The 19,995-nt window shown below is 64.2% G+C and carries 20 protein-coding genes and 1 riboswitch; of the genes, 10 read left to right on the top strand and 10 right to left on the bottom strand.

The features are described from left to right. Window positions 1-31 precede the first annotated feature (31 nt). Window positions 32-487: an SRPBCC family protein gene (locus ACO07W_RS14695; protein WP_421844259.1), complete on the top strand. Its 456-nt coding sequence runs from the start codon at window positions 32-34 to the stop codon at window positions 485-487. Here the strand turns inward: ACO07W_RS14695 and ACO07W_RS14690 are convergent. Then, a complete protein-coding gene (locus ACO07W_RS14690) occupies window positions 484-1,302 on the bottom strand; it encodes a DUF3027 domain-containing protein (RefSeq protein WP_421844257.1) in 819 nt (272 codons plus the stop codon). The two genes, ACO07W_RS14695 and ACO07W_RS14690, sit on opposite strands and share 4 nt — an antisense overlap. 137 nt (window positions 1,303-1,439) lie before the next feature. Here ACO07W_RS14690 and ACO07W_RS14685 point away from each other — a divergent pair, with 137 nt between their 5' ends. After that, entirely contained in the window at window positions 1,440-3,080 is a 1,641-nt protein-coding gene (locus ACO07W_RS14685) for an MFS transporter (RefSeq protein ID WP_421846008.1), read from the top strand. 11 nt (window positions 3,081-3,091) lie between these two features. Then, complete coding sequence (locus ACO07W_RS14680) at window positions 3,092-3,580, top strand: DUF2771 domain-containing protein (protein WP_421844255.1); 489 nt, start codon at window positions 3,092-3,094, stop codon at window positions 3,578-3,580. Between the two features lie 108 nt (window positions 3,581-3,688). Here ACO07W_RS14680 and ACO07W_RS14675 read toward each other — a convergent pair whose 3' ends face one another. Further along, the gene (locus ACO07W_RS14675) at window positions 3,689-4,942 is read right to left on the bottom strand and encodes a ferritin-like domain-containing protein (RefSeq protein WP_421844253.1); all 1,254 of its coding nucleotides are present in this window, start codon (window positions 4,940-4,942) and stop codon (window positions 3,689-3,691) included. A gap of 19 nt (window positions 4,943-4,961) precedes the next feature. After that, on the bottom strand, window positions 4,962-6,074 hold the full coding sequence (locus ACO07W_RS14670; RefSeq protein WP_421844251.1) for a 2Fe-2S iron-sulfur cluster-binding protein: 1,113 nt from the start codon (window positions 6,072-6,074) through the stop codon (window positions 4,962-4,964). 98 nt (window positions 6,075-6,172) lie between these two features. On the opposite strand from ACO07W_RS14670, the gene ACO07W_RS14665 reads away from it, so the two are divergent. Continuing rightward, entirely contained in the window at window positions 6,173-6,802 is a 630-nt protein-coding gene (locus ACO07W_RS14665) for a TetR/AcrR family transcriptional regulator (protein ID WP_421844249.1), read from the top strand. 174 nt (window positions 6,803-6,976) lie between these two features. On the opposite strand, the gene ACO07W_RS14660 is transcribed toward ACO07W_RS14665, so the two are convergent. Further along, on the bottom strand, window positions 6,977-8,896 hold the full coding sequence (locus ACO07W_RS14660; RefSeq protein WP_421844247.1) for an acyl-CoA dehydrogenase family protein: 1,920 nt from the start codon (window positions 8,894-8,896) through the stop codon (window positions 6,977-6,979). A 310-nt stretch (window positions 8,897-9,206) separates the two neighbouring features. Continuing rightward, the gene (locus ACO07W_RS14655; RefSeq protein WP_421844245.1) at window positions 9,207-9,614 is read right to left on the bottom strand and encodes a cold-shock protein; all 408 of its coding nucleotides are present in this window, start codon (window positions 9,612-9,614) and stop codon (window positions 9,207-9,209) included. 163 nt (window positions 9,615-9,777) lie between these two features. Here ACO07W_RS14655 and ACO07W_RS14650 point away from each other — a divergent pair, with 163 nt between their 5' ends. The 4 genes from ACO07W_RS14650 to ACO07W_RS14635 all read left to right on the top strand — a co-directional run bounded on the left by ACO07W_RS14650 (window position 9,778) and on the right by ACO07W_RS14635 (window position 13,160). Then, the gene (locus ACO07W_RS14650) at window positions 9,778-10,170 is read left to right on the top strand and encodes a YccF domain-containing protein (RefSeq protein ID WP_421844243.1); all 393 of its coding nucleotides are present in this window, start codon (window positions 9,778-9,780) and stop codon (window positions 10,168-10,170) included. Window positions 10,171-10,178: 8 nt separating this feature from the next. Then, entirely contained in the window at window positions 10,179-11,273 is a 1,095-nt protein-coding gene (moaA, locus tag ACO07W_RS14645) for a GTP 3',8-cyclase MoaA (RefSeq protein ID WP_421844241.1), read from the top strand. A gap of 3 nt (window positions 11,274-11,276) precedes the next feature. Next, window positions 11,277-11,555, top strand: coding sequence for a MoaD/ThiS family protein (locus tag ACO07W_RS14640; RefSeq protein ID WP_421844239.1), 279 nt, complete (start codon window positions 11,277-11,279; stop codon window positions 11,553-11,555). A gap of 239 nt (window positions 11,556-11,794) precedes the next feature. Then, window positions 11,795-11,975, top strand: a riboswitch (cyclic di-AMP (ydaO/yuaA leader). 9 nt (window positions 11,976-11,984) lie between these two features. Next, window positions 11,985-13,160: a transglycosylase family protein gene (locus ACO07W_RS14635; RefSeq protein WP_421844237.1), complete on the top strand. Its 1,176-nt coding sequence runs from the start codon at window positions 11,985-11,987 to the stop codon at window positions 13,158-13,160. A gap of 107 nt (window positions 13,161-13,267) precedes the next feature. Here ACO07W_RS14635 and ACO07W_RS14630 read toward each other — a convergent pair whose 3' ends face one another. The 4 genes from ACO07W_RS14630 to ACO07W_RS14615 are packed head-to-tail and all read right to left on the bottom strand — an operon-like array spanning window position 13,268 to window position 14,909. Beyond that, window positions 13,268-13,693: a molybdenum cofactor biosynthesis protein MoaE gene (locus ACO07W_RS14630; RefSeq protein ID WP_421844235.1), complete on the bottom strand. Its 426-nt coding sequence runs from the start codon at window positions 13,691-13,693 to the stop codon at window positions 13,268-13,270. Further along, window positions 13,690-14,172, bottom strand: coding sequence for a MogA/MoaB family molybdenum cofactor biosynthesis protein (locus ACO07W_RS14625; RefSeq protein ID WP_421844233.1), 483 nt, complete (start codon window positions 14,170-14,172; stop codon window positions 13,690-13,692). Before ACO07W_RS14625 ends, ACO07W_RS14630 begins: the two co-directional genes overlap by 4 nt. Beyond that, a complete protein-coding gene (gene moaC, locus ACO07W_RS14620) occupies window positions 14,169-14,699 on the bottom strand; it encodes a cyclic pyranopterin monophosphate synthase MoaC (protein WP_421844231.1) in 531 nt (176 codons plus the stop codon). The genes ACO07W_RS14625 and moaC overlap by 4 nt, the downstream gene beginning before the upstream one ends. Before the next feature lie 9 nt (window positions 14,700-14,708). Further along, window positions 14,709-14,909 (bottom strand): hypothetical protein, encoded by a 201-nt coding sequence (locus tag ACO07W_RS14615; protein WP_421844229.1) that lies wholly within the window; start codon window positions 14,907-14,909, stop codon window positions 14,709-14,711. Window positions 14,910-14,980: 71 nt separating this feature from the next. Between ACO07W_RS14615 and ACO07W_RS14610 the strand changes: the two genes are divergently transcribed. Continuing rightward, window positions 14,981-17,245 carry a helicase-associated domain-containing protein gene (locus tag ACO07W_RS14610; RefSeq protein ID WP_421844227.1) on the top strand — a complete coding sequence of 755 codons (2,265 nt, stop codon included), beginning with the start codon at window positions 14,981-14,983 and terminating at the stop codon, window positions 17,243-17,245. 60 nt (window positions 17,246-17,305) lie between these two features. Next, the gene (locus tag ACO07W_RS14605; protein ID WP_421844225.1) at window positions 17,306-18,955 is read left to right on the top strand and encodes a DNA repair helicase XPB; all 1,650 of its coding nucleotides are present in this window, start codon (window positions 17,306-17,308) and stop codon (window positions 18,953-18,955) included. A gap of 21 nt (window positions 18,956-18,976) precedes the next feature. Here ACO07W_RS14605 and ACO07W_RS14600 read toward each other — a convergent pair whose 3' ends face one another. After that, a complete protein-coding gene (locus ACO07W_RS14600; RefSeq protein ID WP_421844223.1) occupies window positions 18,977-19,966 on the bottom strand; it encodes an LLM class F420-dependent oxidoreductase in 990 nt (329 codons plus the stop codon). Window positions 19,967-19,995: the final 29 nt, after the last annotated feature.

Raw genomic sequence — 19,995 nt, 5'->3', positions numbered from 1 at the left:
TGGAACCACACGTGTACACCCGGGAGGACGAATGGCAACCCCACTCTTACAAGCGCAGATTGACATCAACGCCCCGGCTTCAAAAATATGGGCGCTAATATCCGATTTTCGGCGAATGCCGCAGTGGAGCCCACAATGCCGCTGGATGAAGGCATTTGGCCCGCTGCGCCGCGGCACCCGCACGTTCAATCTCAACCGACGCAACCGTATCTTCTGGCCTACCACGAGCACGGTTATCGAAGTCATCCCGGAGAAGAAGCTGGCGTTCCGAGTGAACTCCAACCGCACCATCTGGAGCTACGAGCTTGAACAGAATGGCGAGACCACCCGGGTGATCGAAAGCCGCCATGCCGAAAACGGCGTCAGCGCGTTCTCGAGCCTCTCGGTAAACGCTTTTTTGGGCGGGAACTCAAACTTTGAACGTGAACTGGTTGAGGGCATGAACGCCTCGCTAGAGAACATCAAAGCCGCCGCAGAAAGGGACTAGGCGGGCGGCTCCGCGGGAGGATCGTCCGGCTTCGCTGCTGGCTTATCCATAATGTCGAGCACTCCGTCGTCATATGGCTCGTACATCGGTGACCCGCTCCCCGGCGGAGCCGGGGTGTCGGTGTGAGCTCCACAACCGTACTGCTTGTCCACAACATGCCCGTCGGCGGAGAGTTCGTTGCCGCACACCCCGAACATTGCGCCCAGCGATCCGGCCAACGGCAGGAAGAAACCGCAATCGCGGCACATTCGTTTGGTGGAACGCGCCATCGTCGATCCGGGGCCGTAGTCGCCGTCGTGCCATCGCTCGGCCGCTGCGGAGCGGCCCCACGGACTCATCACCCAACGCCGACCCAGCCCGATTTCGGCGGAGGTCTCGTCGATCTGCGGGTCACCACTGGCGCAGTACCCCGCAACCAGCCGCGGGTCATCCTTTGCCGGCGCCAGCAGATCGCCGGGGCTCAAATCCCCCGGACGCACCCGCTGTTCCCAGGGCACCCACTCGGGCGCGAGCAGCGCAGTCGGCCCTGGAACCAGCACCAGCTCGCTGACGGTGGCGTGCTCGGCGCCCCCGTAGGCGGCGACCACGACGGCCCACTGCCATCCCTGGTAGCCAGGAAGATGCGCCAGGAACCGGTGCGTGCCGGCGTTGGCATCTTCATAGCTGACGCCCAGGTAGTCTCCGACCGTCTCCGGGCCGCTGAACTCCTCGACCGCCATCCTGGCCTGGTCGACAGCAGCTGTCAGTAGCGTTGCCGACACTTCGGGCCACTCGGCCACAGTCGCCACCGCGGATTCCTCGTCAGGTCCGGTCATGCTGCTCCCTCTCTGCAATGCATAGTCAATATTGCCGTAAGACACGGCTGCCGAGCCACACCCGGTTGACTACGCTGGGAGTCGGCATAGGACAGAATTGAATCGTGTCTGGACGGCAGCGTGAACATCCGGGCCGCATGCCCCCACCCCCGGGCGGCGGAACCCGAAACGAAACGGTCAACGAGCATCCGGGTATGGCCAATTACCCGGCCGACGAGCCCAGTTATCGGCGGTCGCGCCGTCCTCCGCCGATGCCCAGCTCCAACCGCTATCTGCCCCCGCTGGGCGAGCAACCAGAACCCGAACACAAGAACATGCCGCCGCGGACTGTGTACCCCGGCGAGCGGATCACCGTCACCCGCGCCGCGGCGATGCGAAGCCGTGAAATGGGTTCCCGGATGTACGGGCTCGTCCAGCGGGCGGCCACTGCCGACGGTGCGGACAAGTCTGGACTCACAGCGCTGACCTGGCCGGCAATGGCCAACTTCGCGGTCGACTCGGCGATGGCCGTCGCATTAGCCAATACCTTGTTCTTCGCGGCCGCCAGCGGGGAGAGCAAGTCGAAAGTGGCCCTGTATCTGCTCATCACCATCGCGCCGTTCGCCGTCATCGCGCCGCTTATCGGTCCAGCACTCGACCGCCTGCAGCACGGGCGTCGCGTCGCGCTCGCGCTGTCGTTTGGGCTTCGTACCGCGCTGGCCGTGCTGCTGATCATGAACTACGACGGCGCCACCGGCGGATTCCCGTCCTGGGTGTTGTACCCGTGCGCGCTGGGCATGATGGTGCTCTCGAAGTCATTCAGCGTGCTGCGGAGCGCGGTGACGCCGAGGGTGATGCCGCCAACGATCGATTTGGTGCGAGTCAACTCCCGACTGACAGTGTTCGGCCTGCTCGGTGGCACCATCGCAGGCGGCGCCGTTGCAGCCGCCGTCGAGTTCGCCTGTACCCGCTTGTTCGAGCTGCCGGGTGCTTTGTTCGTTGTCGTCGCAGTCACGATCGCCGGCGCCACCCTCTCGATGCGGATTCCGCGCTGGGTCGAAGTCACCACCGGCGAGGTTCCGGCCACGCTCAGCTATCACCAGGACACTGGCAAGCAGCGGCGAAGCTGGCCGGAGGAAGTCAAAAACCTCAGCGGAACGCTTCGACAACCGCTGGGCCGCAACATCATTACCTCGTTGTGGGGCAACTGCACCATCAAGGTGATGGTCGGCTTTCTGACCTTGTATCCGGCGTTCGTCGCCAAAGCCCATGATGCCGACGGCTGGGTCCAACTGGGCATACTCGGGCTAATCGGCGCAGCTGCCGCGGTCGGCAATTTCGCCGGCAATTTCGCCAGCGCACGCCTGCAACTGGGCAGACCGGCGGTGGTGGTGGTGCGCTGCACCGTAGTGGTAAGTATGTTCGCCCTGATGGCCGCGGTGGCCGGCAGCCTCCTCGCAGCGGCGCTCGCAGCGCTTTTCACCTCAGGCTCCAGCGCAATCGCAAAGGCCTCGTTGGACGCATCGTTGCAGCATGATCTGCCCGAAGAGTCGCGGGCGTCGGGTTTCGGACGTTCGGAGTCGACGCTGCAGCTGGCATGGGTGCTCGGCGGCGCGGTCGGCGTATTGGTCTACACGGAATTGTGGGTCGGTTTCACCGCCATCAGCGCGCTGCTAATCCTGGGGCTAGCACAGACTGTTGTTAGCTTCCGGGGTCATTCGTTGATCCCCGGCCTTGGCGGTAATCGCCCCGTCATGGTCGAGCAGGAGGACCGGCGCCAGGGTGCTTCAGCGACGTGAGCGGAGCCGCCATGAAACGCGTATTAGTCGCGCTGCTCGTTATTGGGGTCGCGCTGCTCTCCGCCGGGGCCGGGGTCGGCGCATGGCTGCTGGCGCGAGGCCATGGGCCACATCGGCCCGCGATCAGCGCATACTCGCATGGCCACCTGACCCGGGTAGGACCGTACATGTACTGCAACGTGCTCGATCTCAACGACTGTGAGACACCGCACACCCAGGGACAACTGCCGGTGACCGAACAATTTCCGGTCCAGCTCTCCGTTCCCGGGCCGATTTCCAGGGCACCCTGGCGACTACTCCAGGTGTACGAGGACCCGGCCAACACCACTGCCGCCTTGTTCCGGCCGGGTACTCGACTCGCGGTCACTATCCCCACGGTCGACCCGCAGCGCGGGCGCCTGACCGGGCTGGTTGTGCAGTTGCTCACGCTCGTCGTCGACAGCTCCGGTGAACTGCGCGACGCACCGCACGCGGAATGGTCCGTTCGCCTGGATTTCTGAAGCCGGCCATGCCGAAATCGAGTTGTCGAGCCACGTCAGCCCTCAGGCGCTGAAACGACTACGGCCCCGTTGGAGGCGTCTGTGAACGCCCGATTACCCGCCAGGACGCTACGCCTGAGCGGCCAACTCCTTTAGCTCCTCGGGCATCGTTTCTTCGTCGTGTTCGGCAGCCGCTTCGACCGTCAGATCGTCCTCTGTGAGCTGCGTGGCGTTTTTTCCACCTAGATACTGGGTGAGGCCTGACTTTTCGTAGTGGCCTTTGATCCTGTCGCTCATCAGTCCGATGTAGTCGAGATTGGGGACGAGCCGCTCGAACATAATGCTGCGGAACTTGAGCATGCTCGGCGCGTGCAGCATTTGTTCGTCCCAAGCTTTCAGCGACACCTTGTGCGAGAACCATTCTTCGTAGACTTCGCGCATCTTGAAGCGGTTGCGCATAAGCAACGCCACCTCGTAGGCCCAGTCCTCGCGCTCGCGGCGCTCTTTGGCCGAGATGTTCTTAGTGATGTGTTCACGCAAGGCCAGTACGCCATAGTGGACGTGGCGGGCTTCGTCCTGAATGACCATCCTGAGTAACTGTTTCAGCAACGGCTCGCGCGTCTGCTGGAACATGGTGGTGAACGCACCGAGAGCGAGCCCCTCCACCATGATCTGCATGCCAAGGAATTTGAAATCCCACCTGCCATCGGTCATCAGGTCGTCGATGATGACGAACAAGTTGTCATTGACGGTGTAGATCTTTTCCAGCTTCGTTTCGAGGTAACGCAAGAACACTTCGAGGTGACGGCCCTCATCCATAACTTGTGTTGCACCGTATAGCTTTCCATCAGTCCATTGCACCGACTCGGTTACTTGCGCTGCCGCGTACAGCGCGCCTTGCTCGCCGTGCATGAACTGACTCAGCATCCACGCCGCCACGTCCCACGTCAGCTGGCTTTCTTCTGCCGCGTTGAGCTTGACGCCGAATCCCTCAACCGCGTCGAACGGCACGAAGCTGCGCGGCAAAATCTGCGCGTTCGGATTGTCCGGGGTGACATCCAACTCCCACGGCAGGTCCCTGTCGCCGTCCCATTGTTTGGACACCGCGCGGCGATACAACTCGTACATTTCGTTGAAGTCACCCTGGTAGGTCAACGTGAAATGCGCATCGTGGTGAGCAGGCATGTCGACGTGATCGCCACGCTTGCCGTTGCCCATCACCAAGCCACGAATCGCCGAGGGCGCCATGGCAGCAGCAACTTTCGGGTTCTCCACCGACAGCATCATGCCCACGTTGTCAAGCGTTGCGTGAATTTTGTTCTGCGCCTTCAACGGTAGTCCGCGCAGCATTGTGTCCACCGAAGCTTTCACCGAATTGCGCATCGTGCGCCTCCTTGGGCAATCATGCGTCGAGGACGACGCTTTCGTGGGCGTAGGCAGAACAGCCGAGGATGTAGCCGTCGGATCGTTCTTGATCGGTGAGGCAATTCGGTTCGTCGACCGTGACGGCTCCTTTAAGCACTCTGAGCTTGCACGCTCCGCAACCGCCGACGGTGCAGCTGAAATCGAGCTTCAACCCGCCGCCTAGACCGGCGTCAAGAATCGTCTCACCTGGCCGCTGGCTGACGGTGCGGCCGGAGGCGCGAAATTCCACCGAGTACGGTTCCGTCGGTAAGGCTCGGGTGTGTTGCGGCGCCGCGTAGAACCGTTCTCGGTGGATGAGGTCTGCGCCAATGCCTAGGACTGCCAACGCCGTCTCGGTGGCATCCATCAACTCCGTTGGACCGCAGAGGAACACCTGAGCACCGGGCGCTGCGGCCAGCAGAGCCGCGGCACGTTCACCGGTGAGTCGCCCGGTCTCGCCCGACCATCCTGCCCTTGGCTGCGACAGCACATGCACGACCTGCAGCTGCGGATGCTTTTTGACCAACGCGGACAGCCGATCAGCGAAGATGATCTGGTTTTGTCGGCGCGAAGCGTAGACCAGCGAGATGACGCGCGTGGGCGAGCGCCGCAGCGCCGTCTCGATCATGGCGATCACTGGCGTAATGCCGCTGCCCGCCGCCAAGAATGCCAGCGGCACAGAGTCGTCCCGCGGAAGGACGAAATCCCCCGAAGCCCCCAGGACGGTGTATTCGTACCCGACCGCCACGCTCCGATGCATGAAGCCTGATACGACCCCACCGTCGATCGCTTTCACGGCGCACGCCAGCCGATCCCCTTCGGCGGCGCAAATCGAATAAGCGCGCTTGACCGTGACTCCTCCGATTTCGAAGCAGTGCGTCAGATACTGACCACTGAGAAACTGGATTGGCTGCCCATCAGTCGCCTCAAGATGCAGGGTCACCACGTCGTCAGTTTCACGAGCAACGTCGACAACCCGGACACGCCTCCGCGCCAGCACAGCCAAGGACCGACCCCAGCGCTTGGACGGTCCGTCGGGCCGCGGCACAGTAGCCGGATACGGCTTGGCCCGATTGAAGTGGGCGGTCCGTTGCGCCAAAAACCTCGGCACGCTAAGAAGACTCGACATTGGGTCCCTTGGTCAACGAAGTAGGAACTAGTCCGTTCCAACAATATAAAAGTGGCACGACGGCGTGTCAAGATATACCCATGCCTCATGTCGTCCGACCGTTCCGAGGAATCAGCGCAGACGAACGGCGCGACCATCGCCGCAACCAACTGCTCGAGGCATGCCTGGAAAGTGTCGGCGCCAGCGGAACCGCCGCGACGACAATCGAAGCAGTCAGCCGGCAGGCCGGCCTGTCTAAACGATATTTCTACGAAAGTTTCCGCAGCCGCGACGAACTCTTCGTCGCGCTGGCAGAGAGTTTGCTCGCCGAAATCTCCGATCACATCGTGGATTCGATATCCGACTCGGCCCCGGGTCTAGTGGATCGCGCACGCAAGGGAATCGGCCGAGTGATCACGACATTGACCGACGATCCGCGCAAGGCCCGGTTCTTCACCGACGTGATCGGCAGCGAGCTGCTCAAAGACACCGTCGGCGGTGCCGAACACACCCTCGCCCAGCTGCTCACCGAGCTGCTGCTGGCGGGGACCGAAAGCACGCAAAGCCAGCGTGATCGGCTGCAGCTGGCCGCCCTGGTAATCGTGGCGGGCACCGCGCAGGCCGTCACGAGCTGGCTCGACGGAAAGCTCACCGTGTCCCGCGAAGATCTCATCGACGAAGTGGCTCAGATGTCGGTGGCCGCGGCGCGGACCGTGCGCGACGATTTGTGACGCCGACCGGGCTCATATCCCTATCCGGCAGCAACAGAGTCGTCAACGCGTCGCCGGAACCTGACGTCTAGAACATGCCGCTCGCGTAGGCCGGCAAGGCAAGCATCCCGCTGAGCCTGCACACCGATCGTCCGCGCAGCCCCCGTGTTGCGCCCAGCCGAAAGCGAACGGCGCCTAGATCTGCCGGGCCAGATTGTCTTCGGTGGAAGGACCCCGCTCCCAGTGCGCAATCCACGGTCCGGTGCCTTCAGACTGATCGATAATGCCGGCCTCCAGCCAGCCGTATCGGCCCTCTAACAGAGCGTCGGCCAGGCGGACATCGCTGCTGTCGGTGTTGCTCCACAAGGCCTCGAACAGCGCTTCAACCCGCAACGTCGCTTGTTGACAGAAGGTTTCGGCCAATTCGTATGCTTGCTGTCCGACTACCGGATCTGCGGCCCGCTGAGCCTCGGCCCGAACACACGACGCCGACATGGCAAACAACTCGGCGCCAATGTCGACGATGCGCCCCAGAAAGCCTTGCCGTTGCTCCAAACTGGCCTGCCAGCGCGCCATCCCATAGAAGGTATTGCGGGCAAGCTTGCGACTAGAGCGCTCGACGAACCTCACATGGGACGCCAGCGAGCCGAACTGATTGAACGCTCTGGGCCGCTGCCCCTCACCAAAAACCAATTTCGGCAACCATTTTGCATAGAATCCGCTCGCGCCTGCCGCCGCCGCGGCTTTCTGCCGCAAATCGGCTTTGGGATTCGCGAGATCACCGGCAGCGGTCAGATGCGCGTCTACAGCTTCACGCGCGATGAGCAACCGCATGATTTCGCTGGACCCTTCAAATATGCGGTTTATCCGCAGATCCCGAACCACCTGCTCTGCCGGAACTGCCCGCTCACCGCGCGCGGCGAGAGACTGCGCGGTCTCGTATCCGCGGCCGCCACGAATCTGCAGTAGCTCGTCGCCGATCAGATCGGCCATCTCGCTGGACCACAATTTGGCCAACGCGGCCTCGATCCGGATGTCATTTCGCCCCTCGTCAGCCATCTGACCGGACAGCTCCAGCACCGCATCAAGTGCGTAGTTGGTGGCAGCCATGAAAGCGAGTTTGCTGGCCACCGCCTCATGTTTGCCGACTGGCTTGCCCCATTGCACCCGCTCACCGGACCATTCCCGCGCAATCTTCAGCGACCATTTAGCAGACCCAGTCACCATTGCCGGCAATGAAAGCCGTCCGGCGTTAAGCGTGGTCAGCGCGATCTTCAGACCGTCGCCTTCACGGCCAATCAGGTTCTCAGCAGGAACCCGCACCCGGTGCAGCCTGGTCACGCCGTTCTCGATCCCGCGTAGGCCCATGAAGGTGTTGCGCCGCTCTACGGTGACCCCTGGCGAATCAGCCTCCACCACAAAGGCGCTGATTCCTCCTCGGTGTCCGTCACTGCGCGGCACCCGAGCCATAACCACCAGCAACTCGGCGACCACGCCGTTGGTGGTCCACAACTTCACGCCGTCCAGCTCGTAGGCCTGCCCATCATCGACTGGCGTCGCACTAGAGGCCAATCGCGCCGGATCAGAGCCCACATCCGGCTCGGTCAGCAGAAACGCCGACAAAGCGCCGGCGGCGCAACGCGGCAAGAACTTCTGCTTTTGTTCAGGAGTACCAGCCAACTTGAGCGGCTCGGGTACCCCGATCGACTGATGCGCCGACAGCAGTGCACCAAGACTGGGATGGACCGTCGACACCATCATCAGGGCTCGGTTGTATGCCACCTGCGACATGTTTAAGCCGCCGTACTCGAACGGGATTTTCATACCGAAGCAACCCAGCTCAGCTAAGCCCTTGATGTATTCGTCGGGAATCAGGGCGTCTCGTTCGATGACACTGCCATCGATGGTCCCGAGCAGGTCCCGAAGCTTTCCGAGAAACGCGTTGATCCGCTGCTCATCTTCGTCCGAGGGCCTGGGAAAGGGGTATATGAGTTCCAACGGAAATCGACCGAGAAATAACTCTTTGGCAAACGACGGCTTGTCCCATCCGCTTTCCCGGGATTCCTCGGCCAGGGCCCTCGCTTGCTCCTCGGTAACCTGAGCTTGCTGCGCCATCGCCGCCTCCTCGCCACGAATCACAACGCGGCCTGAATACCCGCTGCCTGCCCAAATACTACGGCCCAAGCCTCGGGGAAATGGCCGGTTCGGCAGCTTCGTTACACCCGTTCGCAACGCGCGTTCAGGCCGCCAAGAGGGTTGGACTACTCGGCTGCTCCCCACGCCGCCCCGCGGCGCGAATCGTCGCCAAGCTAGGTTCGACTGCTCGGCTCCTCCCCACGCCGCCCCGCGGCGCGAATCGTCGCCAAGCTAGGTTCGACTGCTCGGCTCCTCCCCACGCCGCCCCGCGGCGCGAATCGTCGCCAAGCTAGGCGTCGAGTTCCCGGGCCACTGCTTTGACCACCTCGGAGACCCGACGAGCCGTCTTGCGGTCCGGGTAGCGCCCCTTGCGCAGTTCCGGCTGCACCGCGCCCTCCAGCAACGTGATCATGTCTTCGACCATGCCGTGCAGCTCGTCTGGGCTGTGCTTGTGCTCAACGGGTGCCTCACGGCGCGTCCGGGACAAGCTCGGCGGCGGATCCAGCACCTTAAGGCTCAATGCCTGCGGTCCCCGACGGCCAGAAGCAACGCCGAACTCCACACGCTGCCCCGCTTTGAGCCCCTCAACGCCCGCAGGCAACGCTGAGGAGCGGACGTAGACGTCCTCGCCGTCCTCCTGCGACAGGAAGCCGAACCCCTTGTCGGAGTCATACCACTTCACCTTGCCGGTCGGCACTGCTCTCACCTGCTTGTCTGACGAGTCATTAGGATTGGCAACAGAAGACGCGTCCCGCCGGCGCAGGACGCGATGACGATCTCAGATCCTACTCGGATGATTGCCCACCAAGCACCCCCGTTTACCGGTTACCAAGTAAGCTGACCCAACAGCTGGAGGAGATGTGCGCCTAATCCTGAACGTTATCTGGCTGGTTTTCGGCGGCCTCTGGCTGGCACTCGGATACCTGATCGCAGCGCTTGTCAGCTTCGTGCTCATCATCACCATCCCCTTCGGTTTCGCGGCACTTCGCATCGCGTCGTACGCGCTGTGGCCGTTCGGCCGGACGATCGTCGAGAAGCCCAACGCGGGAACTGGCGCCCTGATTGGCAACGTCATCTGGGTGCTGCTCTTCGGGATATGGCTGGCCATCGGACACCTGGTGAGCGCGGCCGCGATGGCGATCACGATCATCGGCATTCCGCTCGCCTTGGCTAACCTCAAGCTGATCCCCGTATCTCTGGTGCCGCTGGGCAAGGACATTGTTCCCACCGACTCACTAGCCCGATCCGACTAGGTGGAGGCATGACACTAACCGCGCTGGGCGTACCGACGGTACGCGGCCAGGTCGCGGGCCGCGAAAACGACCCGGAGGCAACTCGGGACGCACCAATCGACGGCCCGCTTCTGGACACATTTGGCAGGGTTGCCACCGATCTCCGAATATCGCTGACCGACCGCTGCAATCTGCGGTGCCGCTACTGCATGCCGGCAGCAGGCCTCGATTGGCTTCCTGACCAGCAACTGCTCAGGATCGACGAGCTGGCCAGGCTGATGAAAATCGCGGTCAACCGGCTAGGCATCACCAGCGTGCGGTTCACTGGCGGTGAGCCGCTGCTGTCTCCCAACCTGGAGGAGGCTGTCGCGAAGGCAGCCGGCTTGCAGCCCCGGCCAGAGATCTCGCTGACCACCAATGGCGTGGGGCTGGCCAGACGAGCCGCCGCGCTCGCCGAAGCGGGCCTAGACCGGATCAACGTGTCGCTGGACACCGTCGACCCAGCCCGGTTCGCGTCGATCACACGTAGAGACCGGCTGGCCGATGTGGTGGCTGGCCTGGCCGCAGCCGAAAAGGCCGGTCTGACGCCGGTCAAGGTGAACGCCGTCCTCGACCCCACCACCGGCCGTGAGGACGTCGTCACGCTCCTGCGTTTTTGCCTGGCGCACGGGTATCAGCTGCGGGTCATCGAGCAGATGCCGCTAGACGCGGGACACGAGTGGCGCCGGGATGCCGCGCCGTGCGCCGATGACGTGTTGACGGCACTGCGGCCGCACTTCCGGCTACGACCGGACCCGGCACCACGGGGCTCCGCCCCGGCCGAGCTCTGGCTAGTCGATACCGGCCCGAACACACCGACTGGCAAGTTTGGAGTTATCGCCTCGGTGTCGCACGCGTTCTGCGCGGCCTGCGACCGCACCCGGCTCACCGCCGACGGCCAACTTCGCAGCTGCCTATTCTCCACCCGGGAGACCGACCTTCGCGGCCTGCTGCACACCGGTGTCGACGACGCTGCCATCGAGGCGGCATGGCGCCTGGCGATGTGGCGCAAACCTGCCGGCCACGGCATCAACGAACCTGATTTCATTCAGCCAGATCGGCCGATGAGCGCGATCGGCGGCTGAGCGATGCCTCAAGCGACCAACGAATCGGACGCAATTCAGGTGGCTGTCCGCTACTTCGCGGCGGCCCGGGCAGCTGCCGGGGCAGAGTCAGAAAATGTGACTTTGCCCGCCGGGGCCACAGTGGCCGAGTTGGTAGACAGCCTAGCGTCGCGGGGCGTTTCCCTCGCGACGGTGCTGAACCGATGCTCATTTCTATGCGATGGAGTCGCGGTTCGCGACCGCACCACGGCCCTACCCACAGGCGCCACCGTTGACATACTGCCGCCCTTTTCGGGTGGCTAAACAACTGTGAGTTTCCTCACGTAGCGGAATGGTAGCGACCCGGATACGCTTGGGGCTCATAGGTTTTGACCTGCAGAAATAGTCTTATTTCCTGACTTTTCGTGCATCCTCTGTGACGGAATCGCCGGATTCATTCCTACGTGACCCGATCATCTACAGCGGCTACCGTCTCCGGCAGCTCGCCAAGCTGACCGGCGTGGTGGGCCTCCCAACCTATTACGCGCCGAGCTCCATCCAATAGGCGGGGAATACCGACACACGGATGGAGACGGGGGACCCACCAAGTCCACCGAAATCGGACCGGGGCCGCTTGCGGCTCCTTGGGGTGAAGCCGACCTCTCACCACGTGACGATGTCGGCCGGGCAGCCCCTCCGCCCGAACCCGACAGCTGACCTCGTAGGCGTGTACCGAGAGGAAATGAATCGCAGATGAGCGGACGTCACCGCAAACCGACCACCTCCAGCGTCAGTGTCGCCAAGATCGCTTTTACCGGCGCTGTGCTTGGTAGCGGCAGCATGGCTCTGGCCGCCAATGCGGCCGCCGCCACTGACGGCGAGTGGGATCAGGTAGCCCGCTGCGAATCCGGCGGCAACTGGTCGATCAACACCGGCAACGGGTACCAAGGTGGCCTGCAGTTCTCCCCGAGCACCTGGGCAGCCCATGGAGGTGGCGAATTCGCGCCATCTGCGCAGCTCGCCACTAGAGACCAGCAGATCACCGTTGCCGAGCGAGTTCTGGCGACCCAAGGTCGGGGCGCCTGGCCGGTGTGTGGCCACGGACTGTCGGGCGCAACACCCCGCGAAGTCTTGCCCCCTCCTGCCCCAATGGACGCGCCGCTGGGGCCGCCTCCGCCCTTCGGCTGGCCAGCACCTCCACCGCCTCCACCGCCACCACCACCGCCAGCTCCCCTACCTCCCCCAATCGACCTTTCCGGCAACGGCGCACCCGTACCATTCGGCGCCCCAGCACCACCCCCACCACCGAACTTCGCACCCCCGGCACCCCCACCACCCCCAGCCGGCCTGCCACCAGCCCCACCACCAAACTTCGCACCCCCGGCACCCCCACCACCCCCAGCCGGCCTGCCACCAGCCCCACCACCGAACTTCGCACCCCCACCGCCCCCAGCTCCCCCGGTAGAACTCGCCGGCAATACCGCACCGGCACCGCTGGGGCCGCCTGCCCCCTTCGGCTGGCCAGCACCTCCACCACCTCCACCGCCACCACCACCGCCAGCTCCCCTACCTCTCCCAATCGACCTTTCCGGCAACGGCGCACCCGTACCATTCGGCGCCCCAGCACCACCCCCACCACCGAACTTCGCACCCCCGGCACCCCCACCACCCCCAGCCGGCCTGCCACCAGCCCCACCACCGAACTTCGCACCCCCGCCCGGCGGTCCACTTGGCCCAGACGCCCCGCCAATCGGCGACCCGGGCCTGCAACCGCCGCCAGTTCCCGGCGACAACGCGGTACCCCCCGGAGAAGTTCATCGGGCCTCCGATGTCGCATACACCAAGAAACTGTGGGCGGCGATCCAGGCAGAGGACGTGAACGGCAATAACGCGCTGGACGCGCTCGCCCAGCCGCCAACCTTCGGCTGATACACACGTGGTCGCGCCGAGGCCGCCCCGGCGGCCTCACCAAGTGCTCGCGTCGCCGCGACTGACGTGAGCCTGCTGATCACGCGGCCCACTCGGCGTTCCGCCCGCTAGGCCGAACCCACCCATTCTTCGGTGCCGTCTTCGAAGAACTGGTGCTTCCACACCGGCAGCCGCTCTTTGATGGTGTCCACCAGGTGCGCGCAAGCCTGGAAAGCTGCCTGTCGATGGTCAGCCGCGACAGCCGCAACCAGGGCTGCCTCTCCGATCTGCAGCACACCGACGCGGTGGCTGGCGGCCACCGCCCGCACCCCGCTGGACTCGGCAGCAACCTCAGCCACTACATCCGCAAGAACCTTGGCAGCCGACGGATGCGCAGAATACTCGAGCCGTAACACGGCACGTCCGCCGTCGTGGTCACGGATCATGCCGACGAACCCGACGACGGCACCGGCCGATTGGTGGCTGACCAGCTCCTGGTGTTCAGCCAGATAAATCGGCTGCTCAGTCACCGCGGTGCGCAGAATCGATGTCATCGTTGGTGATCTTGGCCAGCGAGCTGATCGAGCGCATGGTCCAACACGTCGGCGAGCACCCCCAGGCCGTCCCGTACACCGCCGGGTGAACCCGGAAGATTGATGATCAGGGTCCGACCGGCCACACCGCACACCCCGCGTGAGAGCACCGACGTCGGCACCTTCGGTAGCCCTGCGCGGCGGATCGCGTCGGCCAACCCCGGAATTGTGTAATCGAGGACCGCAACGGTCTGCTCTGGGGTGCTGTCAGTGGGTGAGATGCCGGTACCACCGGAGGTGACAACCACGTCCACTCCCTCGGCAAGCGCGTGTTGCAAGGCCTCGCCAACTGGGTTGCCGTCGGCGACGATCTTCGGCTGTGCGAGCGAAAACCCGCGCTCTGCGAGCCATTCAGCGATAATCGGCCCACAACGGTCGGCATACGCACCGGCAGCCGATCGGGTAGAGGCAATGATGACTCGTGCGGATCGCGCGCTCATCGTCGCGTCCAGGTCCCACTACGGCCACCTTCTTTACGGAGCACTCGCACGTCATCAATACGTGCTGCGTGGTCAACAGCCTTAATCATGTCGTAGAGCGTCAGGGCGGCCACGCTAACGCCGGTCAACGCCTCCATCTCCACGCCTGTTCGGTCGGTGCTTCGCACCGTTGCAGTGATCTCGATATCCGACTCGCCCACGGCGAAATCGATGTCGACGCCGGTGAGCGCCAGCTGATGACACAGTGGGATCAAATCGCTGGTGCGTTTGGCCGCTGAAATTCCCGCTATCCGAGCAGTAGCCAACGCGTCGCCCTTGGGCAGGCCGCCGGCCGTAATGAGCGCTACCACCTCCGGAACGGTACGCAAGACACCCGCGGCAACAGCGGTGCGTTTGGTTGCTTTTTTCTCGGTCACGTCGACCATCTGAGCCGCCCCTCGCTCATCGAGGTGCGAAAGCACACCGCCGCAGTGATCGCCCGAGTCACCCGCCACCGGGGCGTTGGATGCCTGGGGAACCTCGGCCATCGCGGCTGCCTACCAGTTGACGACCGTCACCGGGTGGACATAAGGCAGATCGCCGGAGGGCACCGGAAAAACCACTTCACCGAAGGGCGACAGGGCACCCGTGCGGTCGGATGCGAGTTCGCTTACCGCGTGGTCATCCGGGTCCGTGGTCGGCCAGCCGTTATCGACGTACCGGTTCTTGCGCGTTTTACCTTCAGCAATGTCAGCCACGTGGTTCATTCTGACAGGTCGAGCACGTGCCCGCGGCGCAAGGCTGTAGGTGCGGCCTACGCTGATCAGCGATGACCGAACACACCCCGGATATCCCGCTGGGGTCCTGGCTTGCCGACTTGCCCGACGAGCGGCTGATCCGGCTCCTGGAGCTGCGGCCAGACCTTGCGCAACCGCCGCCCGGCAATATCGCCGCGCTGGCTGCTCGCGCGCAGGCCCGTCAGTCGGTCAAGGCTGCCACCGACGAGCTCAATTTTTTGGCGCTGGCGGTGCTCGATGCGTTGCTGGTGCTGCATGCCGACACCACGCCGGTGCCGGTATCGAAGCTGCTGTCGCTGATCGGCGACCGCGCCAGCCAAACCGAGGTAGACCAGGCACTGGCCGACCTCAAAGAGCGTGCCCTGGCCTGGGGCCAGGCCGCGGTACGGGTGGCGGCCGACGCCGGCATGGCACTGCCGTGGCATCCAGGACAGGTCACACTCGAAGACAGCCTCGGCACTGTCGATCAGATCACGGCTCTGATCGACCAGCTCGAACCAGCACAGCGGGATGTGCTGGACAAGTTGCTTGAGGGGTCCCCGATGGGCCGCACCCGAGACGCCGCCCCCGGTGCGCCACCAAACCGGCCGGTACCGCAGCTGCTGGCGATGGGCCTGTTGCGACGCATCGATGCCGAGACGGTGATCTTGCCCCGCCACGTCGGACAGGTGCTGCGCGACGAGCAGCCCGGTCCGTTGCAGCTGACGGCGCCCGACCCGGTGGTTTCTACCACCACGCCCGCCGACGCCGACGCGGCGGCGGCCGGGGCCGTCATCGATCTGCTCCGCGAGCTTGACGTGCTGCTCGAAACACTGGGTGTCACACCAGTTGTCGAGCTACGCAGCGGTGGTCTGGGGGTTCGCGAGGTCAAACGGCTAGCCAAGTCGACAGGGATCGACGAACAGCGCCTGGGCCTAATCCTCGAGGTATCGGCTGCAGCCGGACTGATCGCCAGCGGCACGCCTGATCCCCAACCACCGCAGGCCCAACATACCGAGAGCCCGTATTGGGCGCCGACAGCGGCGGCCGACCGGTTCATCGGGATGGCCGCGGCAGCGCGTTGGCACCTGCTGGCAGGCACCTGGCTTGACCTGCCCGGGCGGCCGGCACTGATCGGCAGCCGCGGTCCCGATTCCAAGCCCTATGGCGCCCTGTCGAATTCACTGTTCTCAACGGCAGCCCCCCTGGATCGCCGACTGTTGCTGGGCATGCTCGCCGAACTGCCCGCCGGGGCGGGAGTCAACGCCGCCGAAGCATCCGCCGCCCTAATATGGCGGCGCCCGCGTTGGGCCCGGCGGCTGCAGCCGGGACCCGTCGCGGATCTGCTGGCCGAAGCACAAGCGTTGGGCCTGGTCGGCCGCGGAGCACTGAGCGCCCCCGGGCGAGCATTGCTGCCAAAAGACGCCGACCCGGCAGTCGTGGTTGCCGCGATGACGCGCGCGCTACCCGAACCAATCGACCATTTCCTGGTACAGGCCGACCTGACCGTTGTGGTTCCCGGGCCGTTGCAGCGCGAGCTTGCCGAGGAGTTGGCCACTGTGGCCACTGTCGAATCGGCCGGCACGGCGATGGTGTACCGCATCAGCGAGTCTTCGATCCGCCACGCGCTCGATATCGGGAAATCCCGTGACTGGATGCAGGATTTTTTCACTAGGCACTCTAAAACTCCGGTGCCGCAAGGGCTGACATATCTGATCGATGACGTCGCGCGCCGGCACGGCCAGCTCCGGATAGGTATGGCCGCGTCGTTCGTGCGGTGCGAAGATCCGGCGCTGTTGGCCCAAGCCACAGCGGCGGCCTCCGAGGAACTAGGGCTACGGGCGCTGGCCCCGACGGTCGCGGTGTCCCTGGCACCGATCGCCGAAGTGCTCGTTGCTTTGCGGACTGCCGGATTCGCCCCGGCCGCCGAAGACTCCACCGGCGCGGTTGTCGACATCCGGAAGCGCGGCGCCCGGGTGCCCACACCGCAGCAACGCCGGCCGTACCGGCCGTCGCCACGCCCGAGCGGGCAGACCCTCAATGCCGTCGTCGCGGTACTCCGCAAGGTGACCTCCGCGCCGTTCGGCAATACCCGCGTCGACCCGGCGGAGACGATGTCGCTGCTACAGCGCGCAGCGGCAGATCAGACCACTTTGGTGATCGGCTACCTCGACGCCGCCGGGGTGGCCACCCAGCGGGTGATATCGCCGATCAGCGTGCGGGGCGGGCACCTCGTCGCCTTCGATTCTGGCGCCGAAAAGTTGCGTGACTTCGCCATCCACCGCATCACGTCAGTGCTGCCCGCCGACGAACAATAATGGACGCCATGACCCGCGCTAGCGACCATGCAGAGCGAAGCGATGAGAAGGAGCGGCGCTGTGACTGACGGCCCGCTGATCGTGCAGTCGGACAAGACCGTGCTGCTCGAAGTCGACCATCAGCTGGCCGGGGCGGCGCGTGCCGCCATCGCACCGTTCGCCGAGCTGGAACGCGCACCCGAACATGTGCACACCTACCGAATTACCCCGCTGGCGCTGTGGAATGCCCGCGCGGCCGGACACGACGCCGAACAGGTGGTCGATGCGCTGGTCTGCTACTCCCGCTACGCGGTCCCGCAGCCGCTGCTGGTCGACATCGTCGACACCATGGCGCGCTACGGGCGACTACAGCTAGTTAAGCACCCAGCACACGGGCTGACCCTGGTCAGCCTGGACCGCGCCGTGCTGGAGGAAGTGCTGCGCAACAAAAAGATCGCACCGATGCTGGGCGCACGGATCGACGACGACACCGTCATCGTCCATCCCAGCGAGCGAGGCCGGGTCAAGCAGCTGCTACTGAAAATCAGCTGGCCTGCAGAGGATCTCGCCGGCTATGTGGACGGCGAGGCGCACCCGATCAGCCTTAGCGAGGACGGCTGGAAACTGCGCGACTACCAGCAGCTGGCCACCGATTCGTTCTGGTCCGGCGGCTCCGGGGTGGTGGTCCTGCCCTGCGGCGCCGGCAAGACCTTGGTGGGCGCGGCCGCAATGGCCAAAGCTGCTGCCACAACGCTGATCCTGGTCACCAACATCGTGGCCGCCCGGCAATGGAAACGGGAGCTGGTCGCACGTACCTCTTTGACCGAGGACGAGATTGGCGAATACTCCGGAGAACGCAAAGAAATCCGGCCGGTCACCATCTCGACCTATCAGATGGTGACTCGCCGAAGCAAAGGCGAGTACCGGCATCTCGAGCTCTTTGACAGCCGCGACTGGGGGCTGATCATCTACGACGAGGTGCATCTGCTGCCGGCGCCGGTGTTCCGAATGACAGCCGACCTGCAGTCCAGGCGGCGGCTCGGCTTGACCGCGACCTTGATCCGCGAGGACGGTCGCGAAGGTGACGTGTTTTCCCTCATCGGCCCGAAGCGCTATGACGCGCCGTGGAAGGATATCGAGGCGCAGGGCTGGATCGCGCCGGCCGAGTGCGTCGAAGTCCGGGTCACCATGACCGACAGTGAGCGGATGATGTATGCCACAGCCGAGCCAGAAGAACGCTACCGGCTGTGTTCGACGGTGCACACCAAGGTTGCTGTGGTCAAGTCGATTCTCGAAAAACACCCCGGCGACCAGACGCTGGTGATCGGCGCCTATTTGGATCAACTCGAGGAGCTTGGCACCGAGCTGGACGCTCCGGTGATCCAAGGGTCGACAAAGACGCGAGAACGCGAAGCTCTGTTCGACGCCTTTCGCCGCGGCGAGTTGTCCACACTGGTCGTGTCCAAAGTCGCTAACTTCTCGATCGACTTGCCCGAAGCAGCTGTAGCGGTGCAAGTCTCTGGCACGTTCGGCTCACGCCAAGAGGAGGCGCAGCGGCTGGGCCGGCTGTTGCGACCCAAGTCCGACGGCGGCGGCGCTATCTTCTACTCAGTGGTGGCCCGCGACAGCCTTGATGCCGACTACGCCGCGCATCGGCAGCGATTCTTGGCAGAGCAAGGCTACGGCTACATCATTCGAGACGCCGACGATTTGTTGGGGCCGGCGATTTAGGCGGAGCGACCCACGCGGGCACTAGCTCAGTGCGGGAATCACTTCACGTTCAAACAACTCGAGGCCAGAGCGGTCATACGCGGCCTCCGGAAAGTAGCAAATCGCGTATTCGCAGCCGAGATCGCGGATCTTCGCGATCCGGTCGATCACCTGTTGGACTGTGCCCGTCGCCGAATCCGGGCCGGCGACGCCCGCGATCATTGCATCCGCCACGGATTCGGGCACGTAGTCGACGATGCGGTCGCGTACCCGCCGCACTCGGTCCTGCACGTCAGCTTCCGATGCGCCGACTACGGCCGTGAAGTTGGCCGAGCGCACGATCGCGTCGAAGTCGGTGCCCACTTTGCTGCAGTGCTGGGCCAGCACCTGCGACTTGTGGGCGAATGCGGTGGGCTCTGGCGCGAAGTTGGTGTACTGGGCATATTGTGCCGCGATCCGCAAGGTCACCTTTTCACCCCCACCCGCGATCCACAGGGGAATACCACTGTCCTGCAATGGCTTCGGGGCCACGATCGCACCGTCGACCTGGTAGTGTTCGCCGTCGAAGCTGACGGTGCCGTCGCGCCACGCCGCACGCATGATCTGCACACCTTCATCCAGCCGCGCCAACCGCACACGCGCCGACGGGAAACCGTAACCGTAAGCTCGCCACTCGTGTTCGTACCAGCCACCGCCGATACCCATTTGAATTCGGCCACCAGCGATGAGATCGGTGGTGGCTGCCACCTTCGCCAGGTAGACGGGATTGCGATAACTCATAGCTGTGCACATCTGGCCGAGCTTGATCCGCGATGTGCTCGCCGCGTAGGCCGCCATCAGCGACCATGCCTCGTGCGTGGCTTCGCCGGTCGGCATTGGAACAGTATGAAAGTGGTCGTAGACCCACAGTGAGTCCCAGGCGCCTTCGTCCGCGTAGCGGGCGAGGTCGCGCATCACTGTCCAGTGTTTCTCAGGTTCGATGCCGACGAGATCCATTCGCCAGCCTTGCGGAATGAACAGACCAAAGCGCATAACGTGCGACTCTAGGCGCCTCGTCGACA

The sequence above is a fragment of the Mycobacterium sp. genome (assembly GCF_965230835.1).
Taxonomy (GTDB): Bacteria; Actinomycetota; Actinomycetes; order Mycobacteriales; family Mycobacteriaceae; genus Mycobacterium.
The sequence above is the reverse complement of the archived record's forward strand: the minus strand, read 5'-3'. Positions and strand labels throughout refer to the sequence as shown.

Excerpts from the sequence above, each read along its gene's own strand:
- ACO07W_RS14685 (WP_421846008.1), top strand. The coding sequence starts at position 1,440 with ATGCCCCCACCCCCGGGCGGCGGAACCCGAAACGAAACGGTCAACGAG.
- ACO07W_RS14600 (WP_421844223.1), bottom strand. The coding sequence starts at position 19,966 with ATGCGCTTTGGTCTGTTCATTCCGCAAGGCTGGCGAATGGATCTCGTC.
- ACO07W_RS14625 (WP_421844233.1), bottom strand. The coding sequence starts at position 14,172 with ATGAGCGCGCGATCCGCACGAGTCATCATTGCCTCTACCCGATCGGCT.
- ACO07W_RS14635 (WP_421844237.1), top strand. The coding sequence starts at position 11,985 with ATGAGCGGACGTCACCGCAAACCGACCACCTCCAGCGTCAGTGTCGCC.
- ACO07W_RS14675 (WP_421844253.1), bottom strand. The coding sequence starts at position 4,942 with ATGCGCAATTCGGTGAAAGCTTCGGTGGACACAATGCTGCGCGGACTA.
- ACO07W_RS14610 (WP_421844227.1), top strand. The coding sequence starts at position 14,981 with ATGACCGAACACACCCCGGATATCCCGCTGGGGTCCTGGCTTGCCGAC.
- ACO07W_RS14640 (WP_421844239.1), top strand. The coding sequence starts at position 11,277 with ATGCCTCAAGCGACCAACGAATCGGACGCAATTCAGGTGGCTGTCCGC.
- ACO07W_RS14630 (WP_421844235.1), bottom strand. The coding sequence starts at position 13,693 with ATGACATCGATTCTGCGCACCGCGGTGACTGAGCAGCCGATTTATCTG.
- ACO07W_RS14690 (WP_421844257.1), bottom strand. The coding sequence starts at position 1,302 with ATGACCGGACCTGACGAGGAATCCGCGGTGGCGACTGTGGCCGAGTGG.
- ACO07W_RS14680 (WP_421844255.1), top strand. The coding sequence starts at position 3,092 with ATGAAACGCGTATTAGTCGCGCTGCTCGTTATTGGGGTCGCGCTGCTC.
- ACO07W_RS14695 (WP_421844259.1), top strand. The coding sequence starts at position 32 with ATGGCAACCCCACTCTTACAAGCGCAGATTGACATCAACGCCCCGGCT.
- ACO07W_RS14665 (WP_421844249.1), top strand. The coding sequence starts at position 6,173 with ATGCCTCATGTCGTCCGACCGTTCCGAGGAATCAGCGCAGACGAACGG.
- moaA (WP_421844241.1), top strand. The coding sequence starts at position 10,179 with ATGACACTAACCGCGCTGGGCGTACCGACGGTACGCGGCCAGGTCGCG.
- ACO07W_RS14660 (WP_421844247.1), bottom strand. The coding sequence starts at position 8,896 with ATGGCGCAGCAAGCTCAGGTTACCGAGGAGCAAGCGAGGGCCCTGGCC.
- moaC (WP_421844231.1), bottom strand. The coding sequence starts at position 14,699 with ATGGCCGAGGTTCCCCAGGCATCCAACGCCCCGGTGGCGGGTGACTCG.